Origin of the sequence: Vibrio proteolyticus NBRC 13287 (genome assembly GCF_000467125.1) — a bacterium.
Classification (GTDB): domain Bacteria; phylum Pseudomonadota; class Gammaproteobacteria; order Enterobacterales; family Vibrionaceae; genus Vibrio; species Vibrio proteolyticus.
The window spans coordinates 282,289-303,684 of the sequence record NZ_BATJ01000004.1 but is presented as its reverse complement, the minus strand read 5'-3'; the positions used below and the strand labels follow the sequence as shown (position 1 = coordinate 303,684).

General features: G+C 52.7%; 17 protein-coding genes and 1 tRNA gene. 7 read left to right on the top strand and 11 right to left on the bottom strand.

The genetic code is table 11. The features are described from left to right. Positions 1-99: 99 nt before the first annotated feature. Positions 100-190 (top strand) — tRNA-Ser (locus VPR01S_RS07405). A gap of 376 nt (positions 191-566) precedes the next feature. Here VPR01S_RS07405 and add read toward each other — a convergent pair. The 6 genes from add to glnA form a co-directional block, all read right to left on the bottom strand. Further along, the gene (gene add / locus VPR01S_RS07400) at positions 567-1,571 is read right to left on the bottom strand and encodes an adenosine deaminase (protein WP_021704684.1); all 1,005 of its coding nucleotides are present in this window, start codon (positions 1,569-1,571) and stop codon (positions 567-569) included. 97 nt (positions 1,572-1,668) lie between these two features. Continuing rightward, positions 1,669-4,209, bottom strand: coding sequence for a phosphodiesterase GepA (gene gepA, locus VPR01S_RS07395; protein WP_021704683.1), 2,541 nt, complete (start codon positions 4,207-4,209; stop codon positions 1,669-1,671). A 98-nt stretch (positions 4,210-4,307) separates the two neighbouring features. Then, positions 4,308-5,711 (bottom strand): nitrogen regulation protein NR(I), encoded by a 1,404-nt coding sequence (glnG, locus tag VPR01S_RS07390; RefSeq protein WP_021704682.1) that lies wholly within the window; start codon positions 5,709-5,711, stop codon positions 4,308-4,310. Between the two features lie 29 nt (positions 5,712-5,740). Further along, a complete protein-coding gene (gene glnL / locus VPR01S_RS07385; protein WP_021704681.1) occupies positions 5,741-6,787 on the bottom strand; it encodes a nitrogen regulation protein NR(II) in 1,047 nt (348 codons plus the stop codon). A 113-nt stretch (positions 6,788-6,900) separates the two neighbouring features. Further along, a complete protein-coding gene (locus VPR01S_RS07380; protein WP_021704680.1) occupies positions 6,901-7,413 on the bottom strand; it encodes a DUF4124 domain-containing protein in 513 nt (170 codons plus the stop codon). 115 nt (positions 7,414-7,528) lie between these two features. Further along, positions 7,529-8,938 (bottom strand): glutamate--ammonia ligase, encoded by a 1,410-nt coding sequence (gene glnA, locus VPR01S_RS07375; RefSeq protein ID WP_021704679.1) that lies wholly within the window; start codon positions 8,936-8,938, stop codon positions 7,529-7,531. A 489-nt stretch (positions 8,939-9,427) separates the two neighbouring features. Here glnA and typA point away from each other — a divergent pair, with 489 nt between their 5' ends. Further along, entirely contained in the window at positions 9,428-11,257 is a 1,830-nt protein-coding gene (gene typA / locus VPR01S_RS07370; RefSeq protein WP_021704678.1) for a translational GTPase TypA, read from the top strand. An 83-nt stretch (positions 11,258-11,340) separates the two neighbouring features. After that, a complete protein-coding gene (locus tag VPR01S_RS07365; RefSeq protein ID WP_040902379.1) occupies positions 11,341-11,889 on the top strand; it encodes an AAA family ATPase in 549 nt (182 codons plus the stop codon). Between the two features lie 14 nt (positions 11,890-11,903). Here VPR01S_RS07365 and VPR01S_RS07360 read toward each other — a convergent pair whose 3' ends face one another. Continuing rightward, a complete protein-coding gene (locus VPR01S_RS07360) occupies positions 11,904-12,545 on the bottom strand; it encodes a DUF2959 domain-containing protein (protein WP_021704676.1) in 642 nt (213 codons plus the stop codon). A 39-nt stretch (positions 12,546-12,584) separates the two neighbouring features. Between VPR01S_RS07360 and VPR01S_RS07355 the strand changes: the two genes are divergently transcribed. The 3 genes from VPR01S_RS07355 to VPR01S_RS07345 all read left to right on the top strand — a co-directional run bounded on the left by VPR01S_RS07355 (position 12,585) and on the right by VPR01S_RS07345 (position 14,970). Further along, on the top strand, positions 12,585-13,526 hold the full coding sequence (locus VPR01S_RS07355; RefSeq protein WP_040902349.1) for a virulence factor BrkB family protein: 942 nt from the start codon (positions 12,585-12,587) through the stop codon (positions 13,524-13,526). Next, positions 13,498-13,932 (top strand): D-aminoacyl-tRNA deacylase, encoded by a 435-nt coding sequence (gene dtd, locus VPR01S_RS07350; protein WP_021704674.1) that lies wholly within the window; start codon positions 13,498-13,500, stop codon positions 13,930-13,932. The genes VPR01S_RS07355 and dtd overlap by 29 nt, the downstream gene beginning before the upstream one ends. A 117-nt stretch (positions 13,933-14,049) precedes the next feature. Next, positions 14,050-14,970 (top strand): bifunctional GNAT family N-acetyltransferase/hotdog fold thioesterase, encoded by a 921-nt coding sequence (locus tag VPR01S_RS07345; RefSeq protein WP_021704673.1) that lies wholly within the window; start codon positions 14,050-14,052, stop codon positions 14,968-14,970. Here VPR01S_RS07345 and VPR01S_RS07340 read toward each other — a convergent pair. From VPR01S_RS07340 to hslR, 4 genes are all read right to left on the bottom strand, one after another. Next, positions 14,953-16,881, bottom strand: a complete 1,929-nt coding sequence (locus tag VPR01S_RS07340) for an AsmA family protein (RefSeq protein WP_021704672.1) — start codon at positions 16,879-16,881, stop codon at positions 14,953-14,955. The two genes, VPR01S_RS07345 and VPR01S_RS07340, sit on opposite strands and share 18 nt — an antisense overlap. A gap of 110 nt (positions 16,882-16,991) precedes the next feature. Then, positions 16,992-18,620 (bottom strand): phosphoenolpyruvate carboxykinase (ATP), encoded by a 1,629-nt coding sequence (gene pckA / locus VPR01S_RS07335; RefSeq protein WP_021704671.1) that lies wholly within the window; start codon positions 18,618-18,620, stop codon positions 16,992-16,994. Between the two features lie 337 nt (positions 18,621-18,957). Beyond that, positions 18,958-19,833 (bottom strand): Hsp33 family molecular chaperone HslO, encoded by an 876-nt coding sequence (gene hslO, locus VPR01S_RS07330; protein ID WP_021704670.1) that lies wholly within the window; start codon positions 19,831-19,833, stop codon positions 18,958-18,960. Between the two features lie 32 nt (positions 19,834-19,865). Next, the gene (gene hslR, locus VPR01S_RS07325) at positions 19,866-20,252 is read right to left on the bottom strand and encodes a ribosome-associated heat shock protein Hsp15 (RefSeq protein WP_021704669.1); all 387 of its coding nucleotides are present in this window, start codon (positions 20,250-20,252) and stop codon (positions 19,866-19,868) included. Positions 20,253-20,493: 241 nt separating this feature from the next. On the opposite strand from hslR, the gene gspC reads away from it, so the two are divergent. After that, positions 20,494-21,381 (top strand): type II secretion system protein GspC, encoded by an 888-nt coding sequence (gspC, locus tag VPR01S_RS07320; RefSeq protein ID WP_081693130.1) that lies wholly within the window; start codon positions 20,494-20,496, stop codon positions 21,379-21,381. Positions 21,382-21,396 lie beyond the last annotated feature (15 nt).

The window sequence follows — 21,396 nt, the reverse complement described above, 5'->3', positions numbered from 1 at the left end:
ATCGTTTTCAGATACTCATTTTTTAGTGAATATACTCTGAAAACACAGCTAAATATCCAGCAGCATAAGTGTAAGACTCGGTGTTTAGTGACAATTTGTGGAGAGATGGCTGAGTGGTTGAAAGCACCGGTCTTGAAAACCGGCATACGTTAATAGCGTATCTAGGGTTCAAATCCCTATCTCTCCGCCACTATTGAAAAGCCTCGCTAGAAATAGCGAGGCTTTTTTCATTTCAGTTGCCTGATAGATCATCTCACGCCCTCTATTGAATACTCTCTAGGTTTGTGTGCCCGATGTGCACTTCTGCGGTTAAACGAAAACCTGCGACTACGTGTGTGATCGCCGTGAACTGCCAGCCGATAGTCGTTTGTCTGTTCAGGCTCAGAACAGGCTATGCTGGGTGAGAATTTGATTGCCAGCACCCAGCGTATCCATCCTGAGTCTCATTGCTATTCTCCAACTTACTTGTTACTTGCCTGAGCGGGGCCACAAGAAAAGGTGAGTATATTGACAGGAACAAAAAAGCCGACACACAGGTGTCGGCGCCAGAAGTTATCAATCGCTATTTATCCACGCTGAGCCGCAATCACTCGTAATGCTTGCTTTTCGTTGTCGGACAAGAAGGCGATTTCAAGACCATTGATTTGAGCCTGGCGAATCTGCTCTTGAGACAAGCCAGCTTTAGGGGCAGCCACTTCGTACTCATAAGGAAGTTCGATACCTTCCACGGCCGGGTCATCGGTATTGAGACAGGCGAGAACACCATGCTCGAGGAAGGTTTTTAACGGATGGTTGGCCAGAGATTCTACCGTACTGGTCTGGAAGTTTGATGTAAGGCATGACTCAATACCAATGCGATTTTCTGCCAGGTAGTCCATCAGTTTCGGATCGTGAACCGCTTTGACACCGTGGCCAATCCGTGTCGCCCCCAGCTCCTCAATCGCCTGCCACATACTCTCGGCCCCGGCCGCTTCCCCGGCGTGAACGGTGACGTTCAGTCCAGCATCTTTAACTTGTGTGAAGTGTTTCACAAAGCGCTCTCCCGGCTGTCCCAGCTCATCACCGGCAAGGTCGACGGCAACGATGTGGTCTTTGTGAGTCAGGATCGCATCAAGTTCTTGCTGACACGCATCGGTACCGAATGTGCGGCTCATAATACCGATAAGATTGGCCTGAATACCAAAATCACGCACACCAGCCTGCACGCCATCCACCACGGCTTCGACCACACCGGCAACGGGCAAGTTGTGTTTCATCGCCATGTAGTAGGGAGAAAAACGCAATTCAGCGTAGTCGATCTGTGCATTGAGGGCGTCTTCGACGTTTTCATACGCCACGCGTCGACAGGCATCCAAGTCCCCGAGTACGGCGACTCCCCAGTCGAGTTTGGACAAGAAGGCGACCAGAGATGGCTCGGCCTCCACAATTTGCACATGAGGGGTCAAGCTAGCCACGTCAGAAGCGGGCAGGGCAACACCGAACTTTTGTCCCAAGTCGAGAATCGTTTGGGTGCGGATGTTGCCATCCAGGTGACGGTGCAAATCCGTCAGCGGTAAATTCTTGGTTATCATGATGGGGATCCTGCTCATAGGTTTTTGCTAAGTATAAAAATCGATCGGATGGGTGTCAGTATGGAAAGTGGTGAAATGTACGGAAATGGGGTGATTATTAATGCATGTTTACTAAATCTGTTGGCCATTCATCGAATGGAACCGGCCGACTGTAGAGGTAGCCCTGCGCATGGGGGCAGTGAAGTTGCTGTAGCATTTGCGCCTGTTCCTCGGTTTCCACCCCTTCGGCAATCAGGTCGACCTGCATACTCTTGGTCATCGTAATGATGGCGGCGACAATCGAGTCGTGCAGAGTATCCGGGCGCATTTTCTCAACGAAGGCCCGGTCGATTTTCAGACAGTCGAATGGCAGCTGATGAAGGTACGCCAGTGAACTGTAACCCGTGCCAAAATCATCGATGCCGATATTAATCCCCAGTTGTTTAATGGACCGCATGTTGTCCGCGATCACTGGATCTTTATCAACAATCCGTGATTCGGTGATTTCCAGCGTTAGATTGCTGGCGTTCATGCCGGTGTTACGCAAAATCTCACTCAGACTGGTCAGCAGATTGGGCTGGGAGAGCTGATTGACGGACAAGTTTACATGCAGCTTGAAATCCGCACTCCACTTGCCTTGCTCAATGCCGAGCATGGTGTCCCGACATGCCTGATACAGGATCTGTTCGCCTATTTGACCGATCAGACCGCTGTCTTCGGCCAGCGCAATAAACTCAATCGGTGGGATCATGCCGGTAGTGGGCGACAGCCAACGCGCCAGCGCCTCGGCACCGACGATTTCACCGCTGTTCAGATCGACGATCGGCTGATAAAACGGCACGAATTCCTGCCGTTCAATGCCACTGCGGATCTTGGTCAGCATCCGGGTGCGTTTGAGTGACAAGTCGGCCATTTCCGGAGAGTAGTCGCTGATGCCACTCAATTCGCGTTTGGCGTTACTCAGGGCAATGCTGCCGTTACGCAGCCAGGTCGCCATATCCGTTTCCCGACACTCGGCCACAACCCCGACAGACACACTGACCACAATATGCTCGCCCTGCATGCGAAATGGCGCTGCGAAGCGTTGCTGGATGTGATTGGCCATATCATGGACCTGAGCTGCGGACATTGGATCTGGCAGATAAATCGCAAATTCATCGCCGCCAATGCGGGCAAGCAGGCTGTCCGGGCTGGTGAAGCTACGCAGACGTTCGGCGATGTTCAGCAGCAACTGGTCACCATGGTTGTGGCCTAAACTGTCGTTGATCTCACGGAATTTATTGACCCCAATCAGCAGTAAACTGCCGTTGAGATGGAACAGGTTGTTTCCGGTGTCGATCAGCCCCTGACGGCTGTAGAGTTTGGTCAGTGAGTCATATAACAGCTGGTAGCGCAGGGCGTCGAATGACGCTTTCAGACTATTGGTCATTTCGTTAAATGCGTTGACCAGCATGCTGGTCTCATAAATCTGTCCAGGTTTTGGCAACTGGCTGTCCCAGTCTCCCTGGGCGATCCGTCTGGCGGTATTGGCTGTCGTGGTGATGGGGGCCATGATGCGGTTAAATGCGACCAGGCCCAACAAAATACCGATCACACTGACCCCAATCCCCAGCAGCCAGCTTTTCTCCTGCTTTTGTGGCAGAGTGCCGAGCAGATCGGTTTCCGCAATGCTCACACCGATGTACCACTGCAGCCCGTGCGGGTCATGGTATGGCGTCAACAGACTGAAGTAACGGTCACCGTCCTGAGCAAACGAAAAATGCTGGGTGCTCTTGTTTTGCGTCAGTTGATGCTGGCGCGCGTATTCGGAACCGGCGGCGATCACCGGGTTTATGCTTTCAGTGGCCAGCAACCGTTCGCCTGCTTGCGTCTGTTCAGTGCCCCAGGAAACGATACTGCTTTTACTTGACGAGGCGATCAGACGTTGCTGGTTGTCGGTGAGGTAAACCAGTGCGGTGGTGTTACGGTGCAAGCGACGCAGGAAGGCGTTGAACGTATTGATTTTGACATCGGTCACCATTACCCCCAACAGCTGTGATCCGTCCATCACCGGTGCCAGCGCAGACAGGGTGACTTCCTGCTTTTCATCCACATTGGCGTAAATTGGTGACCAGGCGGGCTCAGGGTTGGCCACGATCGGTGTATACCAGGGGCGGAGTTTGGGGTTGTAATCCGCGATGGACGAGCGGACATCGTCACTGATGCGATCGCTCTGATAAATGGTCAGAACCTGCGCGGTACGGGCATCTTTGACCATCAGTGCATACTTTTGGTTTGGCTCTTTGCGGATCCCGACGTACTCGGCGCCTTCACTACCAAAACTGATCACGTCGATTTGTTGCAACGGTTGATAGATACGGGTGAAACTGCTACGCAGGTAATTCTCTACCGCCGAAAGATCGGCTGAGGGATACAGTTGGTGATAACTGATCCCATGGCTGAGGATCTGGTTGATTTGAAAAGGCGCCTCAAGAAAATTGCGCAGCTCCAGGGTCACATTGTTGGTCAGTGAGCCGAGTTGTTTGAGGCTGACGTCTTGCACCATCTCTTCATAGTTACGTTTCTGCGCGGCCACAATCACGCCAATCGTGAACAGGACGATCATCACGAACGGCACCACGACAGCGGTACGTAGGGTGATTTTACTGGCTAGACGCATAGACCACGCACTATGAAAGGCTCATAGGTAAAATACTATCTGTTTTATAAATATCGGGCGAGTATTTTCTCCCCAATAATTAACAAAATTCACCCAATTCAGTACAGCTCTTTTAACTTTCGGGTCAGAGTGTTGCGCCCCCAGCCGAGGACTTTGGCGGCATCCTGCTTATGTCCATTGGTGTGTGACAGAGCGGCTTCGAGTAAGATGCGCTCAAACTCGGGCAAAGCGTAGGCGAGAATTTCGGTTTCGCCGGCAGCCAATGCCTGTCTGGCCCAATTTTCCAGTTGCTGTTGCCAACTGCTGCCTTCACTGGGGGAATAGGCCGTTTTTTCTTCCAACAACTCACCGGGCAGGTCGCCAGGCAGGATTTCGCTGCCGCTGGCCATGACGGTCAGCCAGCGACAGATGTTTTCCAACTGACGCACGTTGCCCGGCCAGTCGAGACGATTGAGGATCTCAACCGTGGAAGCGTGCAGGGTTTTCATGTCAACGCCCAGTTCTTTGGCTGCCAGAGCCAGAAAATGTTGCGTCAGCTTCTCGATATCCTGTTTGCGCTCACGTAGCGCCGGGATCTGAATCCGGATGACATTGAGACGGTGGAACAGATCTTCACGGAAATCGCCCTGATGGACCAGTTTTTCCAGATTCTGATGAGTGGCGGCCACGATACGCACATCGACTTTGATCGGCGAGTGACCGCCGACCCGGTAAAACTGACCGTCGGCCAGCACGCGCAGTAACCGGGTTTGGATGTCAAGCGGCATATCGCCGATCTCATCGAGGAACAGCGTGCCACCATTAGCTTGCTCAAAGCGCCCCTGACGGACATTATTGGCGCCGGTAAACGCACCTTTCTCATGACCGAACAACTCAGACTCGATCAGATCTTTCGGAATCGCAGCCATGTTGAGTGCGATAAATGGTTTGCTGGCTCGCGGGCTGTGTCGGTGCAGTGCCTGGGCGACCAACTCTTTACCGGTGCCCGATTCGCCGTTGATCAGGACAGAGATGGAAGAGCGGGACAAACGCCCTATAGCGCGAAAGACTTCCTGCATGGCGGGCGCTTCACCGATGATTTCTGGCGTATTGCCCATCACATCCTCTTCGGCTGCCTGCTCGCGTTTCTGTTCCTGGCTGTGGGAGATGGCCCGCTCGACCAGCGTCAGGGTTTCATCGACGTCAAACGGCTTCGGCAGGTACTCGAACGCGCCTTTCTGATAAGCATTGACCGCTGCATCCAGATCGGAGTGCGCTGTCATGATGATGACCGGCAGGTCAGGAGAGCGGCTGTGTACCTGATTGAGCAGCTGAATGCCATCCATGCCCGGCATGCGGATATCGGACACCAGCACATCCGGCGTCTCCCTCTCCAGCGCAAGCAGAACGCTCTCGGCGTCGGAAAAGGTGTCGCATTTTATATTGGCTGAGCTGAGGGTCTTCTCCATAACCCACCGAATGGAGCTGTCATCGTCGACAACCCAGACGTATCCTTTACTCATAAATCGTTTCCTTCCAGCAACAAGTTGGCCTAAATCGGCAAATAAATCGTAAATGTGGTTTGTCCTGGCCAGCTCTCGACATCAATTTTGCCCCGGTGCTGATCGATCAGGTTCTGAGCGATGGACAAGCCCAGTCCGGTGCCGCCTTCGCGCCCGCTGACCATAGGGTAGAACAGCGTGTCCTGCAGCTCGCTCGGAATGCCTGGACCGTTATCGATCACTTCAATGCGTGCGGCCAGTTTGTAGCGCTGACCGTGGATATTGGCCTGGTGCACCGTTCTGGTGCGTAAGGTGATGGTTCCGTGCTGCTGTGCCAGCAAAATCTGGCCGGCATTACTGACGATGTTCAGCAATGCCTGCTCGATCTGGTCGGTGTCCATCAGTAAATCTGGCAGGCTGGGATCGTAGTCTCGTTCGATGACCACCTGACTGCCGACATCCAGCTCAATCAGTTGGCGGACTTTTTCCAGGATCACGTGCAGGTTTTCCGAGCGTTTCTTACCGGGCTTTTGTGGTCCGAGCAGCCGGTCAACCAGCGCCCGCAACCGGTCTGCTTGTTCGATGATGATCTGGGTGTACTCGGTCAGACTCTGATCGGGCAGCATACGCTCGAGCAACTGCGCCGCGCCACGCAGACCGCCGAGCGGGTTTTTGATTTCGTGGGCCAGACCACGCACCAGCAGTTTCGCCGCCTGTTGTTGGGCGTGTTGGTTGAGTTCCTGACTAAGACGGCGCTGCTGATCGATTTTGCGCATTTCCACCAACAGCATCAGACCTTTGTGCCAGGTCAGCGGGCTTACTGTTACTTCCAGCATCAGCGGCCGTCCGTCGACGACAAACGTCACGTCGCTGTCGGTGATACTTTGTCCGCTCTGCAATGGTTGAGACAGCAGCGCCAGGTCGAGAGAAGCGTGCTGGATCAGATGAGACAGTGGTTGGTCCAGCATGCGCTTGGCACTTTGCGAAAACAGTTGCTCGGCGGCTGGGTTGGCGTAGCGCACCACCAGTGCTTCGTCCAGCATCAGGGTGGCGGTCACCAGGTTGTTTAAAATGGTCTGGCTCAGTTCGCTGCTCACAACGTCATCCTTGTTATTGCTCCAAAATAATGCAATGCACCAAATTGGTGCGTTGTGTTTTTCAGTATGGCGCATTCATCCTGTAAGAGAAAGCGAAAAACCGGATATATCGGTTAAGAACGCGGCGATTTGACGGACGCACGATGTAAATGCACCGTTATCGATCCTGATGTTGCAATAAGCTTGCCAGACCTCTGCAGACGCACGCTCAGTTCATGTGAGCCGCGATCCATATTGTGCAGTTGCCACTCCCATCGGCGTTGAGGGGCGCCCCAGGGCTGGCCATCGACCAGGAGCTGCAGGGTTTCGTCTTCGGCCAGTGTCCGACTGACCTGGACCTGGATGCGGAGGTTGCCTGCGTTGCTGCGAATGGTGGCGTCCATGGCAGGAAAGACGATGGTGACGGTCTCCGTAATGGTAGTAGAGGCTGCGCTCGTCGGCGTGAGCGCGGCTGGTGCTGGGCGTAACGCTGTGTTGCTGGACGGGAGAGTGACCGACTGGGCTTGTGGGTGGGCCGGAACATCGCTGAAATGGATCGCACCCTCTTCGTCCTGCCAGCGATAAATGTCGCCAGCAAATAGGGAAGTGCTGAGCAGAGTGGCCAGCCCGCTGAGCCAATAATGCATTGTCGACCTGTGTGTTGCCGCGGTGAGTTTTTCAGGATACGCCAGGGTTGAGTATCGTAAATAACAAAAAGGCCCGCCTGCGAGGCGAGCCTTGATTTTATGCAACCGGACTGTCTTATACTGAGTAGTACAGTTCGAACTCAAGTGGGTGCGTGGTCATGTTTACTTTCTCAACATCCTGAGCTTTCAACGAGATGTAAGAGTCGATGAAATCGTCAGAGAACACGCCGCCGGCGGTCAGGAATTCACGGTCTGCGTCCAGCTCTTCCAGTGCGTCTTTCAGCGAGTAAGCCACGGTTGGGATTTCAGCCGCTTCTTCTGCTGGCAGATCGTACAGGTCTTTGTCCATCGCTTCGCCTGGGTGGATCTTGTTCTTAATACCGTCTAGACCTGCCATCAGCATGGCTGCAAAACACAGGTATGGGTTGGCTGCTGGGTCACCGAAACGAACCTCGATACGGCGTGCTTTCGGGCTTGGTACCACTGGGATACGGATAGACGCTGAGCGGTTACGTGCTGAGTAAGCCAGCATAACCGGCGCTTCAAAGCCAGGGACAAGACGCTTGTACGAGTTGGTGGATGGGTTCGCAAAAGCGTTGATGGCGCGAGCGTGCTTGATGATACCACCGATGTAGTACAGTGCGGTTTCAGACAGGCCGCCGTACTTATCGCCAGCAAACAGGTTAACGCCGTCTTTGGCCAGTGATTGGTGCACGTGCATACCAGAGCCATTATCGCCAACCAGAGGTTTTGGCATGAATGTGGCTGTCTTACCAAACGCGTGTGCCACGTTGTGCACAACGTATTTGTAGATTTGGATCTCATCCGCTTTCGTGGTCAGCGTGTTGAAACGGGTCGCGATTTCGTTCTGACCTGCCGTTGCCACTTCGTGGTGGTGCGCTTCAACCACCAGACCCATTTCTTCCATCACCAGACACATGGCACTACGGATATCCTGAGAAGAATCGACTGGAGCGACAGGGAAGTAACCCCCTTTCACGCCTGGGCGGTGACCTTTGTTGCCTTCTTCGTAGTCTGAACCTGTGTTCCAAGAGGCTTCGACGTCGTCGATTTTGTAGAATGAGCCTGACATGTCGGTCGAGAATTTCACGTCGTCAAACAGGAAGAATTCTGGTTCTGGGCCGATCAGCACTGTGTCTGCAATGCCGGTTGAACGCATGAAGTCTTCAGCACGTTTCGCGATCGAGCGAGGGTCACGGTCGTAACCTTGCATCGTAGCAGGTTCCAGAATGTCACAGCGGATGTTCAGTGTCGCTTCTTCAGTGAACGGGTCAAGCACTGCAGACGATGCGTCTGGCATCATCACCATGTCTGACTCGTTGATACCTTTCCAGCCAGCAACAGAAGAACCATCGAACATCTTACCTTCTTCGAAGAAGTCAGCATCGATTTGGTGCGCAGGGATAGAAATATGCTGCTCTTTACCTTTTGTATCAGTGAAGCGCAGGTCAACAAACTTAACTTCGTTTTCTTGGATCAGCGATAGAACGTTTTCTACTGACATCTTGGATAACCTCCAGTGTTATTAAAGCGGTATTTAGCTCGATTCGGATAAATCCAGCATTGATTAATGTCATTTCAATTTGATTAATCGATGCTGATTTTTCTATTGCTAAAACTATGCCAAAAAAAATATTCCATTACTTTCAGTATTTTAGTGCTTTTGTGTTTATTTTGGTGCAAACGGCTGCACCAAAATGATCGCTTGTTGCCCTGTTTTGGTGCGTTGAGCGGATGTGTGTCCGTATGTGCCCCGGTAACCGTATCATTCAGCCTCTGATCCGCACCAATGTCAATCTCGATTTACTCCGCTGGCCGTTAGGCCCGTTGACGACTAGTCTGATAAAGGGCGGAAATGCTCTGGTGAAGATCACATATTTCTAGGTTTTTCCGCAAAATCTGGTACATTATTGGCCGTTTTTTTAATCAAACCTGTATGACTTACGGCGGCTGCGTCGCAAGGTGTACTTCGACTACCGAGTGAATCTAATTCATGACTACTCCACAGATTGATAAATTAAGAAATATCGCGATCATCGCACACGTTGACCACGGTAAAACCACACTGGTTGATAAACTGCTGCAACAATCAGGCACGCTTGAGTCTCGCGGTGAAGCTGAAGAGCGAGTCATGGACTCGAACGACATCGAGAAAGAACGTGGTATCACCATCCTGGCGAAGAACACGGCCATCAACTGGAACGACTACCGTATCAACATCGTTGATACCCCGGGACACGCCGATTTCGGTGGTGAGGTAGAACGTATCATGTCGATGGTTGATTGCGTTTGTCTGATTGTTGACGCGGTTGACGGCCCGATGCCGCAAACTCGTTTCGTTACACAGAAAGCGTTCGCACATGGCCTGAAGCCTATCGTGGTTATCAACAAGATTGACCGTCCTGGCGCGCGTCCTGACTGGGTGATGGATCAGGTCTTTGACCTGTTTGACAACCTGGGTGCATCTGATGAACAACTGGACTTTAAAGTGGTTTACGCATCCGCACTCAACGGCTGGGCATCACTGGAAGAGGGTGAGACCGGCGAAAACATGGAACCGCTGTTCGAAACCATCGTTGAAGAAGTGGCGGCTCCAGAAGTCGATCTTGATGGTCCTCTGCAGATGCAAATTTCTCAGCTGGATTACAGCTCATACGTGGGTGTGATCGGTGTTGGTCGTGTGACGCGTGGTACAGTGAAGCCGAACCAGCAAGTGACAGTAGTGGGTGCTGACGGCAAAACCCGCAACGGTAAAGTTGGTACGGTTCTGGGTTATCTTGGTCTTGAGCGTCATGATGTTGAGCAAGCGACCGCGGGTGACATCATCGCCATTACCGGTTTAGGTGAGCTGAAAATTTCTGACACCATCTGTGACCAAGGCAAGGTTGAGGCGCTGCCTGCTCTGTCTGTGGATGAGCCGACCGTGACCATGACCTTCCAGGTCAACACGTCGCCATTCGCGGGTAAAGAAGGTAAGTTCGTGACCTCACGTAACATCCTTGAGCGTCTGGAAAAAGAACTGGTTCACAACGTGGCGCTGCGTGTAGAGCAGACTGACAACCCAGATCAATTTAAAGTATCAGGTCGTGGTGAGCTTCACCTGTCTATTTTGATTGAAAACATGCGTCGTGAAGGTTTTGAGCTGGCCGTATCACGTCCAGAAGTGATCATCAAAGAAGAGAACGGCCAGTTAATGGAACCGTTTGAAACGGTAACCATCGACGTGTTGGAAGAGCACCAAGGTGGCATCATGGAAAATATCGGTCTGCGTAAAGGTGAACTGACCGATATGGCACCAGACGGTAAAGGCCGTGTGCGCATGGACTTCGTTATGCCATCACGTGGTTTGATTGGTTTCCAAACAGAGTTCATGACGCTGACCTCTGGTTCTGGCTTGCTGTACCACACATTCGATCACTATGGCCCGCACAAAGGCGGGACTATCGGTCAACGTAACAATGGTGTGTTGATTTCTAACGCAACCGGTAAAGCGCTGACTTACGCCTTGTTTAACCTACAAGATCGTGGCCGCCTGTTTGCAGAGCACGCTGACGAAGTGTACGAAGGCCAGATCATCGGTATTCACAACCGCTCGAACGACCTGACAGTGAACTGTCTGAAAGGCAAACAGCTGACCAACGTTCGTGCATCGGGTACTGATGAAGCGCAAGTACTGTCTCCAGCAATCAAGTACACGCTAGAGCAGGCGCTTGAGTTTATCGATGACGATGAGCTGGTGGAAGTGACGCCAGAAAGCATTCGTATCCGTAAGAAACACCTGACGGAAAACGATCGTAAGCGCGCGGCGCGCGACGCGAAGTAATTCTGGCTCACTGAGTCCGAACGTCCAGCCCCAAGTTGTGCACCAACTTGGGGCTTTTTTATGCCATCTGAGGAGGTGACATGATGAAACCGGTGATCATTTCCGGTGGGCCGGGGGCGGGCAAAACCAGCCTGATACGCGCACTTGGTGCACGCGGCATCGCCACATTTGAAGAAGCCTCACGCAGGTTAATTGAGCAGCAGAGCGGTCTCCCCGATGGCATTTTGCCGTGGGACGATCTGCCCGGTTTTGCCCGTTTGTGCTTTGACGTGATGTGCGTCCAAAAACAGCAGGCGGCGACGTGTCCGGTGGCCCTGCTCGATCGAGGTATTCCCGATATTTGTGCCTATCTGATGGAAGCCGGGCTGGCCGTGGATCAAGCCTACCGTACAGAGTGTGAGGGGTATCATCCTCAGGTGCTGATGTGTCGTCCGGAGGCGTCGATCTATGTTCAGGATGAGGTGCGTCCGTACCCATTTGAGCAGGCGCTGGTGATTCACGAGCAATTGATCGCGACTTATCGAACTCTGGGGTTTGACGTGATCGAAGTGCCGTTTGCTTCGCTGGCGTTGCGGGCGAGGTTTGTGATTGACGTATTGGGTCTGGAGCAAGCGCAGGCCAGAGGAAACTGACCTGCTGGTGAGACTTATTTCTGGTTCAGCTGTTTGAGGAACTTGTCGGATTCAGCGATCGCCGCGTTCATCTGTTTGATGGCGAACTGGATATCCTGCTCGAGATCAGCGAATTCCCCCTGCAACGAGCCAATCGCGCTGGCGTTGAGGTTATGTTTGAGATACAGCGTGTTGTCGCGCAGCGTATTGAGTACTGGCGTCATTTTTTGCTCCGCGCGTTTCATGGCGGCAATCATGCTGTTGTATGAACTTTTGGTGTCACGCAGTTTTTGCTCGCTGGAGCGGCGCAGTTTGGCGCTGGTGTAGAGATCCAGCTCATCCTGCCATTCGTCAAACAGGGCTTGTGAGACATCTTCAATCGCGGCGATACGGTTACGTACATCCTGAGCGGCTTGTTCGCTGTCCTGATATTTATCGTTGATCTGGTTGTACACCGCTTCCAGATCTCCGCCATCGAAGTTCGTCAACGCAGACAGAGATTCCAACGCACTGCTAAACTCTTGTTGCGCTTCTTGTTGTGATGTTTTGGCGTCTTCCACCCGGTCGACCATAATGTCGCGTTTGTGATACCCGACCTGTTCCATGGCGGAATAATAAGCGGTTTGACAGCCAGTGAGTGTCACAATTGAGAGAACGATAGCGATCAAGTAACGCATGATGATTTTCTTTCCATTACAATCAGTTGGATATTAAGCATGAACCAGTTACCAGGGAGATACAAGTTGAAAGTTGAATCAGTTGTGACACAGACACTACCGTTTGCGCGCTACTTGCTGACACGGGTCGGCCATGACCGAATCAGTGTCAGCGCCGGCTATATGGCTTACATTACGCTGTTGTCACTGGTGCCGATGCTGACGGTGCTGCTGTCGGTGTTGTCATCGTTTTCGGTGTTTGCGAATGCCGGGGATGTGATTCAGGACTACGTGATCACTCACTTCGTGCCGGCGGCCGGTGATGCGGTACGTACGGCACTGAATGAGTTTGTGCAGAATACGGGTAAGATGAGTGCGGTGGGTGGTGGTTTTCTGTTTGTGGCCGCAATCATGCTGATTTCCAACATCGACAAGAGCCTAAACTACATCTGGCGGGTACGTAAAAAGCGTCGTCTGGTGTTTTCATTTTCAATGTACTGGATGGTGCTGACGCTGGGCCCGATCCTGGTTGGCGCCAGTATTGCGGCTACCTCATACGTAACGTCACTCAGACTGCTGGAGAGTGAGACCCTGAGTGGAGCCTTTAACCTGCTGTTGCGCTGGCTGCCACTAATTCTGTCGTTCTTTGCCTTTATGGGTCTGTACATGTTGGTGCCGAACAAAAAAGTGCATTTCAGTCACGGCGCGGTCGGCGCTTTGGTGGCAGCGCTGCTGTTTGAGCTGAGCAAAAAAGGGTTCGCGTTTTACATCACACAGTTCCCGTCGTATCAGTTGATCTACGGCGCCTTGGCCGCGATTCCTATCCTGTTTGTCTGGGTTTATCTGAGCTGGATGATCGTGCTACTCGGCGCGGAAGTGACCGCAGCACTGGGTGAGCGAGAGCACTGGAGCGACGACAAAGACATGGTACACTCCATCGCAGAATCGAAATTAGCGGATGAAGGATACGAGAGTGATAGCTCTGATTCAAAGAGTGAGTGAAGCTGCGGTACGTGTCGACGGTGAGGTCGTCGGTGAGATAGACAAAGGCCTGTTGGTGCTGCTTGGGGTCGAAAAAGATGACGACGAAGCCAAAGCCAAGCGGTTGGTGGAGCGCGTGACGACTTACCGGGTCTTTGAAGATTCAGAAGGGAAGATGAACCTCAACGTGCAGCAGGTCGAGGGGAAAGTGCTGGTGGTATCGCAGTTTACGTTGCCCGCTGACACCAAAAAAGGCACCCGCGCCGGTTTTTCTCGTGGCGCGCATCCGGCGGACGCCGAGCGTCTGTACGATTATTTTGCCGATCACTGTTCGCAGCAATTGCCGACGGAGCGTGGCCGTTTTGCCGCAGATATGAAAGTCTCACTGGTGAATGACGGCCCGGTCACGTTCTGGCTTCAAGTTTGACATCGCGACGTCGTCGCAGGGAAACCGTTTGTGGTGCACAGGGTCTAACCCCCACCACAGACTGCTCTAATGTGTTGGGTTCAGGGAACCGAATCACACCAACCAGGGATAACAGGTATGTTTAAACTCATCACACCCAAAACCGATAATCAGCTCAATAAGTACTATTACTTTCGCTGGCAGATGCTGCGTGAGCCGTGGCGGATGCCGATCGGGTCGGAGCGGGATGAGTATGATGCGATGAGCCATCATCGTATGATCGTAGACAGTCGCGGACGGCCAATGGCGATCGGACGCCTGTACATTACCACGGAAAACGAAGGCCAGATCCGCTATATGGCGGTGAAGAATAACCGTCGCAGCAAAGGGTTAGGTTCGCTGGTGCTGGTGGCTCTGGAGTCATTGGCGATTCAGCTCGGAGCCAAGCGTTTGGTGTGTAACGCCCGGGAAGACGCGATTCTGTTTTATCAGAAAAATGGTTTTGAAACGCGCGGAGAGCTGAGCGATCAGCTCGGCCCGGTGCGTCACCAGCAAATGGTGAAGCCGCTCGATCCGATGGCCAATGTGCTACGCAACCCGGAATGGTGCGCGGATCTGAAAAAACGCTGGGAAGAGCAGATCCCCATCAGTGACAAAATGGGCATCAAAATCAACCAGTATAATGGCTATTCGTTTGAGTGTGGCGCACAGCTCAACCCCAACCTCAATCCTCACAACACCATGTTTGCCGGTTCGGCGTTCACCCTGGCGACCCTCACGGGCTGGGGAATGACCTGGCTGTTGATGAAAGAGCGTAATCTGAGTGGCGACATTGTGCTGGCCGACAGCCGCATCCGATATCGTCACCCGGTCGAAGAATGTCCGATCGCCAGCACGTCGCTGGACGGCATCAGTGGTGATTTGGATCGTCTGGCCTCGGGCCGCAAAGCCCGCATTGTGATCAATGTAACCATCTTCAGCGGCGATATCGCGGCGGTCGAGTTTGTCGGCACCTACATGCTGATCCCCAATTATCAGCGCCTAATCGGTACCGAGTGAGGTCTCTGGCGGGGTATTGATCGCTGGCTGCATAGGTTGGCAGGGATTGCCAGCCTGATAATCGCCAGCGACGAGGTCGGCATCAAGCCGCTGACAAGGCGAATGCATGCGCAGCCACAGATGCCCCTGACTTGGATTGACCAGGTCAATCTCACCACGGATGGAACCGGTCATTTTGGGACCGCTTAGGGCTTCACTGCGCAGCGTCAGTCGGCCGCGATCGGCGCTCACGGTTAACTGTTCTAACGTAAAGTCTTGCGCATACGGAGGGCGCACCGGTTGTCCGGTCAGTGCGAGATGACCCTCGCGCACCGACGCGCTGAGCTGACCGCTGAGCGAGTGTGTCAGCAGCGCACGGCTGGCGGATAAGCCTTGAGCATCCAGATTGAACTCGCTCAACCCTGAACCTGTTAACGGCACGTCAAACCAAGGCAACCAGGAAGCCAGAGGCAGGCCATCGCCGCTGAGGGTTAGTTGCCATGGTGCGCCATCTTCGTTCAGTTGCCAGCGACCGCTGCCTTCGATGTAGCCTTGCTCTAACGGAATAAACAAGCGTTCGAGTTGCCAATCCCCCTTCTGGCTGCGGGTGTTAACGACACCTTGCGATGCAATCAACGGCCCGTAACTGAGGCTGTTAGCGCTGATCTCCAGTTCCCCGTTCCACAGTCCGGGCTGGCCGTTGCGGATCAGTTCCAGCTGTTGTCCGTCGACGTTGAGGCCGGAGAGTTGCCAGTAAGGTTTCTGATCCAGCTGAATAATCTGGCTGCGATTGATATCCAACTGCGCAATGCTGAGCTGCTGTAAAGCACGGATTTTTTCGGCCAGTGCCGCCAAGGCCGGGGTGTCTTCCAGCCACTTGATGCCACTGATCTGCAGCGATTGCAGCGTGGCGCTGTGCGGGCGTATCGTGCCGGACAATTGAACCCGGCCCTGTTTAAAATCAGCATCAAAGTCATCGACTGTGAGGCGATCGTCGTCGAAATGCAGCTTCGCTGTCGCGCTTATCAGTTGCTGACCCAGGTAGTCGATACTCTCCGCGTCAAAGGACAGGTACCCTTTGCTTTGCTGCCACCATGAACGGGTCAGATCGAGGTTCTCCAGTGAGGCATCGAGATTGTTGAACTGCGCCCCCGCCAGTGTGAAGCTGCTGCTCAGCAGGTCAAGACTGTTGATGTGGCTGATGTGCTGATGGAGCGGAGCCAGAACCGCCAGGGCATGGTCGAGCGTGTCGGCATCGTTGATATCCAGACCGGATACGGTGACATTAACCAGCGACCAGCCGTGTGAGTACTGCTCTGCCTGACCGGAAACGTTGGCGTTACGCCAGCGAAAGGATGCGCCATAGACCGTGCTGTTTTGCGCTCGGTAATCGGCGTCGATCAGCAGTTGGTTGAGGGCTTCTCCTTGGTAATACAGCTGTGCGGCGCTGAGCTGGATGTTGCCGTAGGGCAGCCAGCCAGTGTGCCACTCGGGATGCGCAATTTGTACGTCCACGTCACGGGCCGACAAGGCACCGCTGGCCAAATCCAGGTGTTGCAACGCTAACTGGCCGATGTCGAGTGTTTGCAATATCGCGGACAACGATTGTGGTTGCCGGATATTCAGACCGTCGATCAACAGCGTGTCGAGTGCCAACTTACCGGCTTTAACCAGCCGGGGACTGACACTGAAAGCCAGTTGAGGCAGATACCAGGTTTGCTCGCCCTGGCGGTAGGTGGCGTTGTTCAGCGTCAGATGCAATGGGTATTGGTATTCGACCGACTCGGCACTCAATCCGGAAAATCGGGAGTGAGCGAGGGCCTGATTGGTCAGCGGGGTAAGGTATGTGGTATGCAGCAGAGCGAAAAGCACAAGAATGACGACCAGGCCTAACCCAATCACGGCCACCAGCAGCGCGAGTACTTTTCTCATCTCATCCCACCCGTATCGATATGTCCTGTTGGCATAGATTGGCGTATATTGCCGACGGCATCAATAAAAAAAGCCCCTCAAAAGAGGGGCTTGTTACTGAGTTATCAGTTTTAGTCCAGTTGAGGACCAGCCGCCACCAGCGCTTTGCCTTCGGCGTTGTCGGTGTACTTGTCAAAGTTGTTGATAAAGCGAGAAGCCAAATCTTTTGCTTTGCTTTCCCATTGCAGTGGGTCGGTGTAGGTATCACGTGGGTCGAGGATGGCAGGATCCACGCCTGGCAGAGCCGTTGGGACTTCCAGATTGAAGATAGGAATGTGCTTGGTTTCCGCTTGTTCAATGGAGCCATCGAGGATCGCATCGATGATGCCACGGGTATCTTTAATCGAGATACGTTTGCCCGTGCCGTTCCAGCCAGTGTTAACCAGGTAAGCTTCCGCGCCCGCGGCTTCCATACGTTTCACCAGCACTTCTGCGTACTTGGTTGGGTGTAGCGTCAGGAACGCCGCACCGAAACAGGCTGAGAAGGTTGGCGTTGGCTCAGTAATGCCACGCTCAGTCCCGGCCAGTTTAGCCGTAAAGCCAGACAGGAAGTGGTACTTGGTTTGCTCCGGAGTCAGTTTAGACACCGGAGGCAACACGCCGAACGCATCCGCGGACAGGAAGATCACTTTGTTGGCGTGACCGCCTTTGGAGACCGGTTTAACGATGTTGTCGATGTGGTAAATCGGGTAAGAAACACGGGTGTTCTCGGTTTTTGAACCATCATCGAAATCGATTGAGCCATCAGCGCGGACAGTGACGTTTTCCAGCAACGCATCGCGGCGAATCGCGTTGTAGATGTCTGGTTCTGCTTCTTTCGACAGCTTGATGGTTTTCGCGTAGCAGCCACCTTCGAAGTTGAACACGCCGTCGTCGTCCCAGCCGTGCTCATCGTCGCCGATCAGCGCGCGTTTTGGATCGGTCGACAGTGTGGTTTTACCGGTACCGGACAGGCCGAAGAAGACCGCGACGTCACCCTCTTTACCCATGTTGGCACTGCAGTGCATAGACGCGATGCCCTGCAATGGCAGGAAGTAGTTCATCATCGCGAACATGCCTTTTTTCATCTCGCCGCCGTACCAGGTACCGCCGATCAGCTGCATTTTTTCGGTCAGGTTAAATACGGTGAAATTTTCCGAGTTGAGGCCCTGTTCCTGCCACTTATCGTTGGTGCATTTCGCACCGTTCATCACCACGAAGTCCGGGGTGAATGTCGCCAGCTCTTCGTCAGAAGGACGGATAAACATGTTCTTGACGAAATGAGCCTGCCAGGCCACTTCGGTGATGAAGCGGACACACAAACGGGTATCGGCATTGGCACCGCAGTAGCCATCAACCACAAACAGACGCTTACCGGACAATTGCTTGCCAACCAGTGCTTTCAGATCGTTCCACACGGCCTGATTGATCGGTTTGTTGTCGTTTTTCGCCTGTTCAGACGTCCACCACATATTTTCTTCGGTGGTGGCGTCTTTAACGATGAATTTGTCTTTTGGTGAGCGGCCAGTGAAGATGCCGGTATCAACGGCCACTGCGCCCAGTTCCGTCACCACGCCTTTCTCGTAGCCTTCCAGATCTGAGCGAGTTTCTTCTTCGAATAACAATTCGTAACTCGGGTTGCGCACCACCTCAGTTACGTCGGTTATTCCGTATTGGGTAAGATCTAATTGTGCAGCCTTAGTATGTTCCATAACGGTCATAGGTGCTCCTTGTAGGGATATTTTGTAGGGATTTTGTCAGTATTTTTTAATTTTTATCTGCTCACCATGCTAGCAACGGGTCTGGGAGAAAACAGGGAGGTAGCTCAAACATTATCCATGAATCCAATGTGGTTTTAAGTAACCCGTCACATATTGGTTCTACTATTTTATCGCGCGCGCAAAGGTTTGCGCTAGATCAAAAGGATTATTAATCCCAAAAAATTAAGTACGTCGTACTGTGATCTTAACCCATTAAAACATAAGGGTTTGATCACAAAAAAAGGCCAGCTGAACGCTGGCCTGACACGGAGTTTATGTGCTTGTTAATTCAGGCGAATTAATGCAGGGTGTTGCTGCCGCCCTGCGCCTGAGCAAACAGCTCGTCGACCTGGTCTTTGTCGAACGAATAGGTGGTGCCACAATAATCACAATGTAAGGCGATGGCGCCTTCTTCGGTGAGAATGTCATACACTTCGGCTTGATCGACCGTTATGATTGCAGCGCCGCTGCGCTCACGTGAACAGCCACAATGGAACACAACGGGCTGTGGATCGAACAGGCGTACTTTTTCCTGGTTGTAGAGGCGGTACAGCAGTTCGCTGGCTTCGAGGCTGAACAGCTCCTCGTCTTTGACGGTATCGGTCAGTTGCTCCAGATGCTCAAAATCGTCCGCAGAACCTGTACCGTCAGGCATGATTTGGATCAGCATACCGGCCGCATGGCGTTGACCGTTGTGTTCACCCGTGCGGATCCACAGGCGGGTTTTCAGCTGTTCCGAATTGGCGAAGTAACCTTCGATCACGTCGGCCAGTGTCTCGCCTTCCAGACCCACCACGCCCTGATAGCGTTCGCCTTGTTTCGGCTCGATGGTGATCACCAGGTGACCTTTGCCCATCAGATCGTGCAGGCTGGCATCATCGGCAATGTCGCCTTCCCAGCGTGCCACACCACGGATCTTCTGATTGTGATCGCCATTGATCACCGCCAGAGAGACCGGACCGTTTCCTTGCAACTGCATCGTGATAGACCCCTCGAACTTCAGTGTGGCGGTCAGCAGTGTGGTCGACACCAACAGCTCACCCAGCAGTTTTTGAAGGGCCGCCGGATACTCCTTGCTGGAAATAATGTGTTGATACGCTTCATCCAGTTGCACCAACTCGCCACGCACAGAAAGGTCTTCAAATAGGTAGCGGTTTAATACATTGTTTGCCATGTAGCTATTTCCTCGTAAGAACTGTCCAGCTCTTATTGATGTTTGAATTTAATGATGTCGCGACGCTGCTTCTTATCCGGACGTTTTTCCGGGCTGGGGTTGTGCGCATGCAGCTTGCGTCGCAGAGCGTTGTCTTCACGCTTGGCGATACTTGCGGCGGTCTCGGAGTATAAAGTTTGTGCTTCCGGAGCACCACGCCTTTGGCCGGATATTTTCTCGATCAGGATGGTTTTCTCTTCATGCCCCTGGCGCAGCGTGATTTCGGCGCCGACTTCGACCAGTTTGCTGGGTTTGCTGCGTTGTCCGTTGTAGTGCACTTTGCCGCCGTCAATCATGTTGCGTGCCAGTGAACGTGTTTTATAAAATCGGGCCGCCCACAACCATTTATCGAGCCTGATGCCCTCAGAATTGGAACTCATACAGACAAAACCTCTCTAAGCTAATCGGTACATAGTCAATTAATTTTGGTAACAATGGTGTCGACATCTAAGTTTTTCAAGTTTCCTGACTTGAAATCAGGATTATTCTTAGATTGTATTTTTAACGCTGTGTTATAGTGTTAGGTTCATATAAATGCGTAGAAACATAAAGATACGCTAAAATTATAACGTCGTTGACTCTGCGCGAGGGAGTTTGGTGAAGCAGATTGAATTGAGCAAGATGCATGTCTGGCTGCACAATATAGGGAAGAATAACAAAGAGCTTCAGCGCTATGCCAGTGCTGGTTTGGCCGTGATCATGCTGATCTGGTCGGCCTGGCTGGTGGGTAAGATCGTCTGGATGTTGCCTGCCGATTCCTCCTCTGTGGTGACCTGGAAACCATCGGCTTCCGGCAACACCCCGTCTTATTCCAAGGAACTGGATCTTTCCAATGTCCATCAAAGTCATCTGTTTGGCCAGTATCAGGCCAACACGGACACCAAACCCAAACCGGTTGTGCAGGATGCGCCGAAAACGCAGCTCAATCTGATCCTGGTCGGCGTGGTGGCCAGCAGCGAACGTAACCTCGGTCTGGCGGTGATCGCCAACCGGGGCCAGCAGGCGACGTACGGAATCAGCGAACGGATTGAAGGAACACGAGCTAAGCTGAAAGCAGTGCTTAATGATCGTGTCATTATTGATAATGCCGGCCGGGATGAAACCCTGATGCTGGAAGGGATCGATTATAAAAAGCTGGAAGTGAGTGAACCGAGACGGGCCATCGTGTCAAATGTGCAAGGCAACAACCCGGCCAGTGCCGAAGACAAAATTGAGATGATCCGCAACGAAATCACCGAGAATCCACAAAAAATATTTGATTACGTTCGCTTGTCTCAGGTGAAAAAAGACGATCAGGTGATCGGTTATCGGGTGAGCCCCGGCCAAGATCCGGAACTGTTCAATTCCGTGGGCTTGCAAAATGGTGACATTGCGATCCGGCTCAATGGTGAAGACCTGACCGATAAAGATTCAATGGGCAAAATATTTCAAAACATCTCTGAGTTGACCGAACTGAGCCTTACTGTCGAGCGCGATGGTCAACAACACGATATCTATATTGAGTTTTAATACTGATGCCGGAGT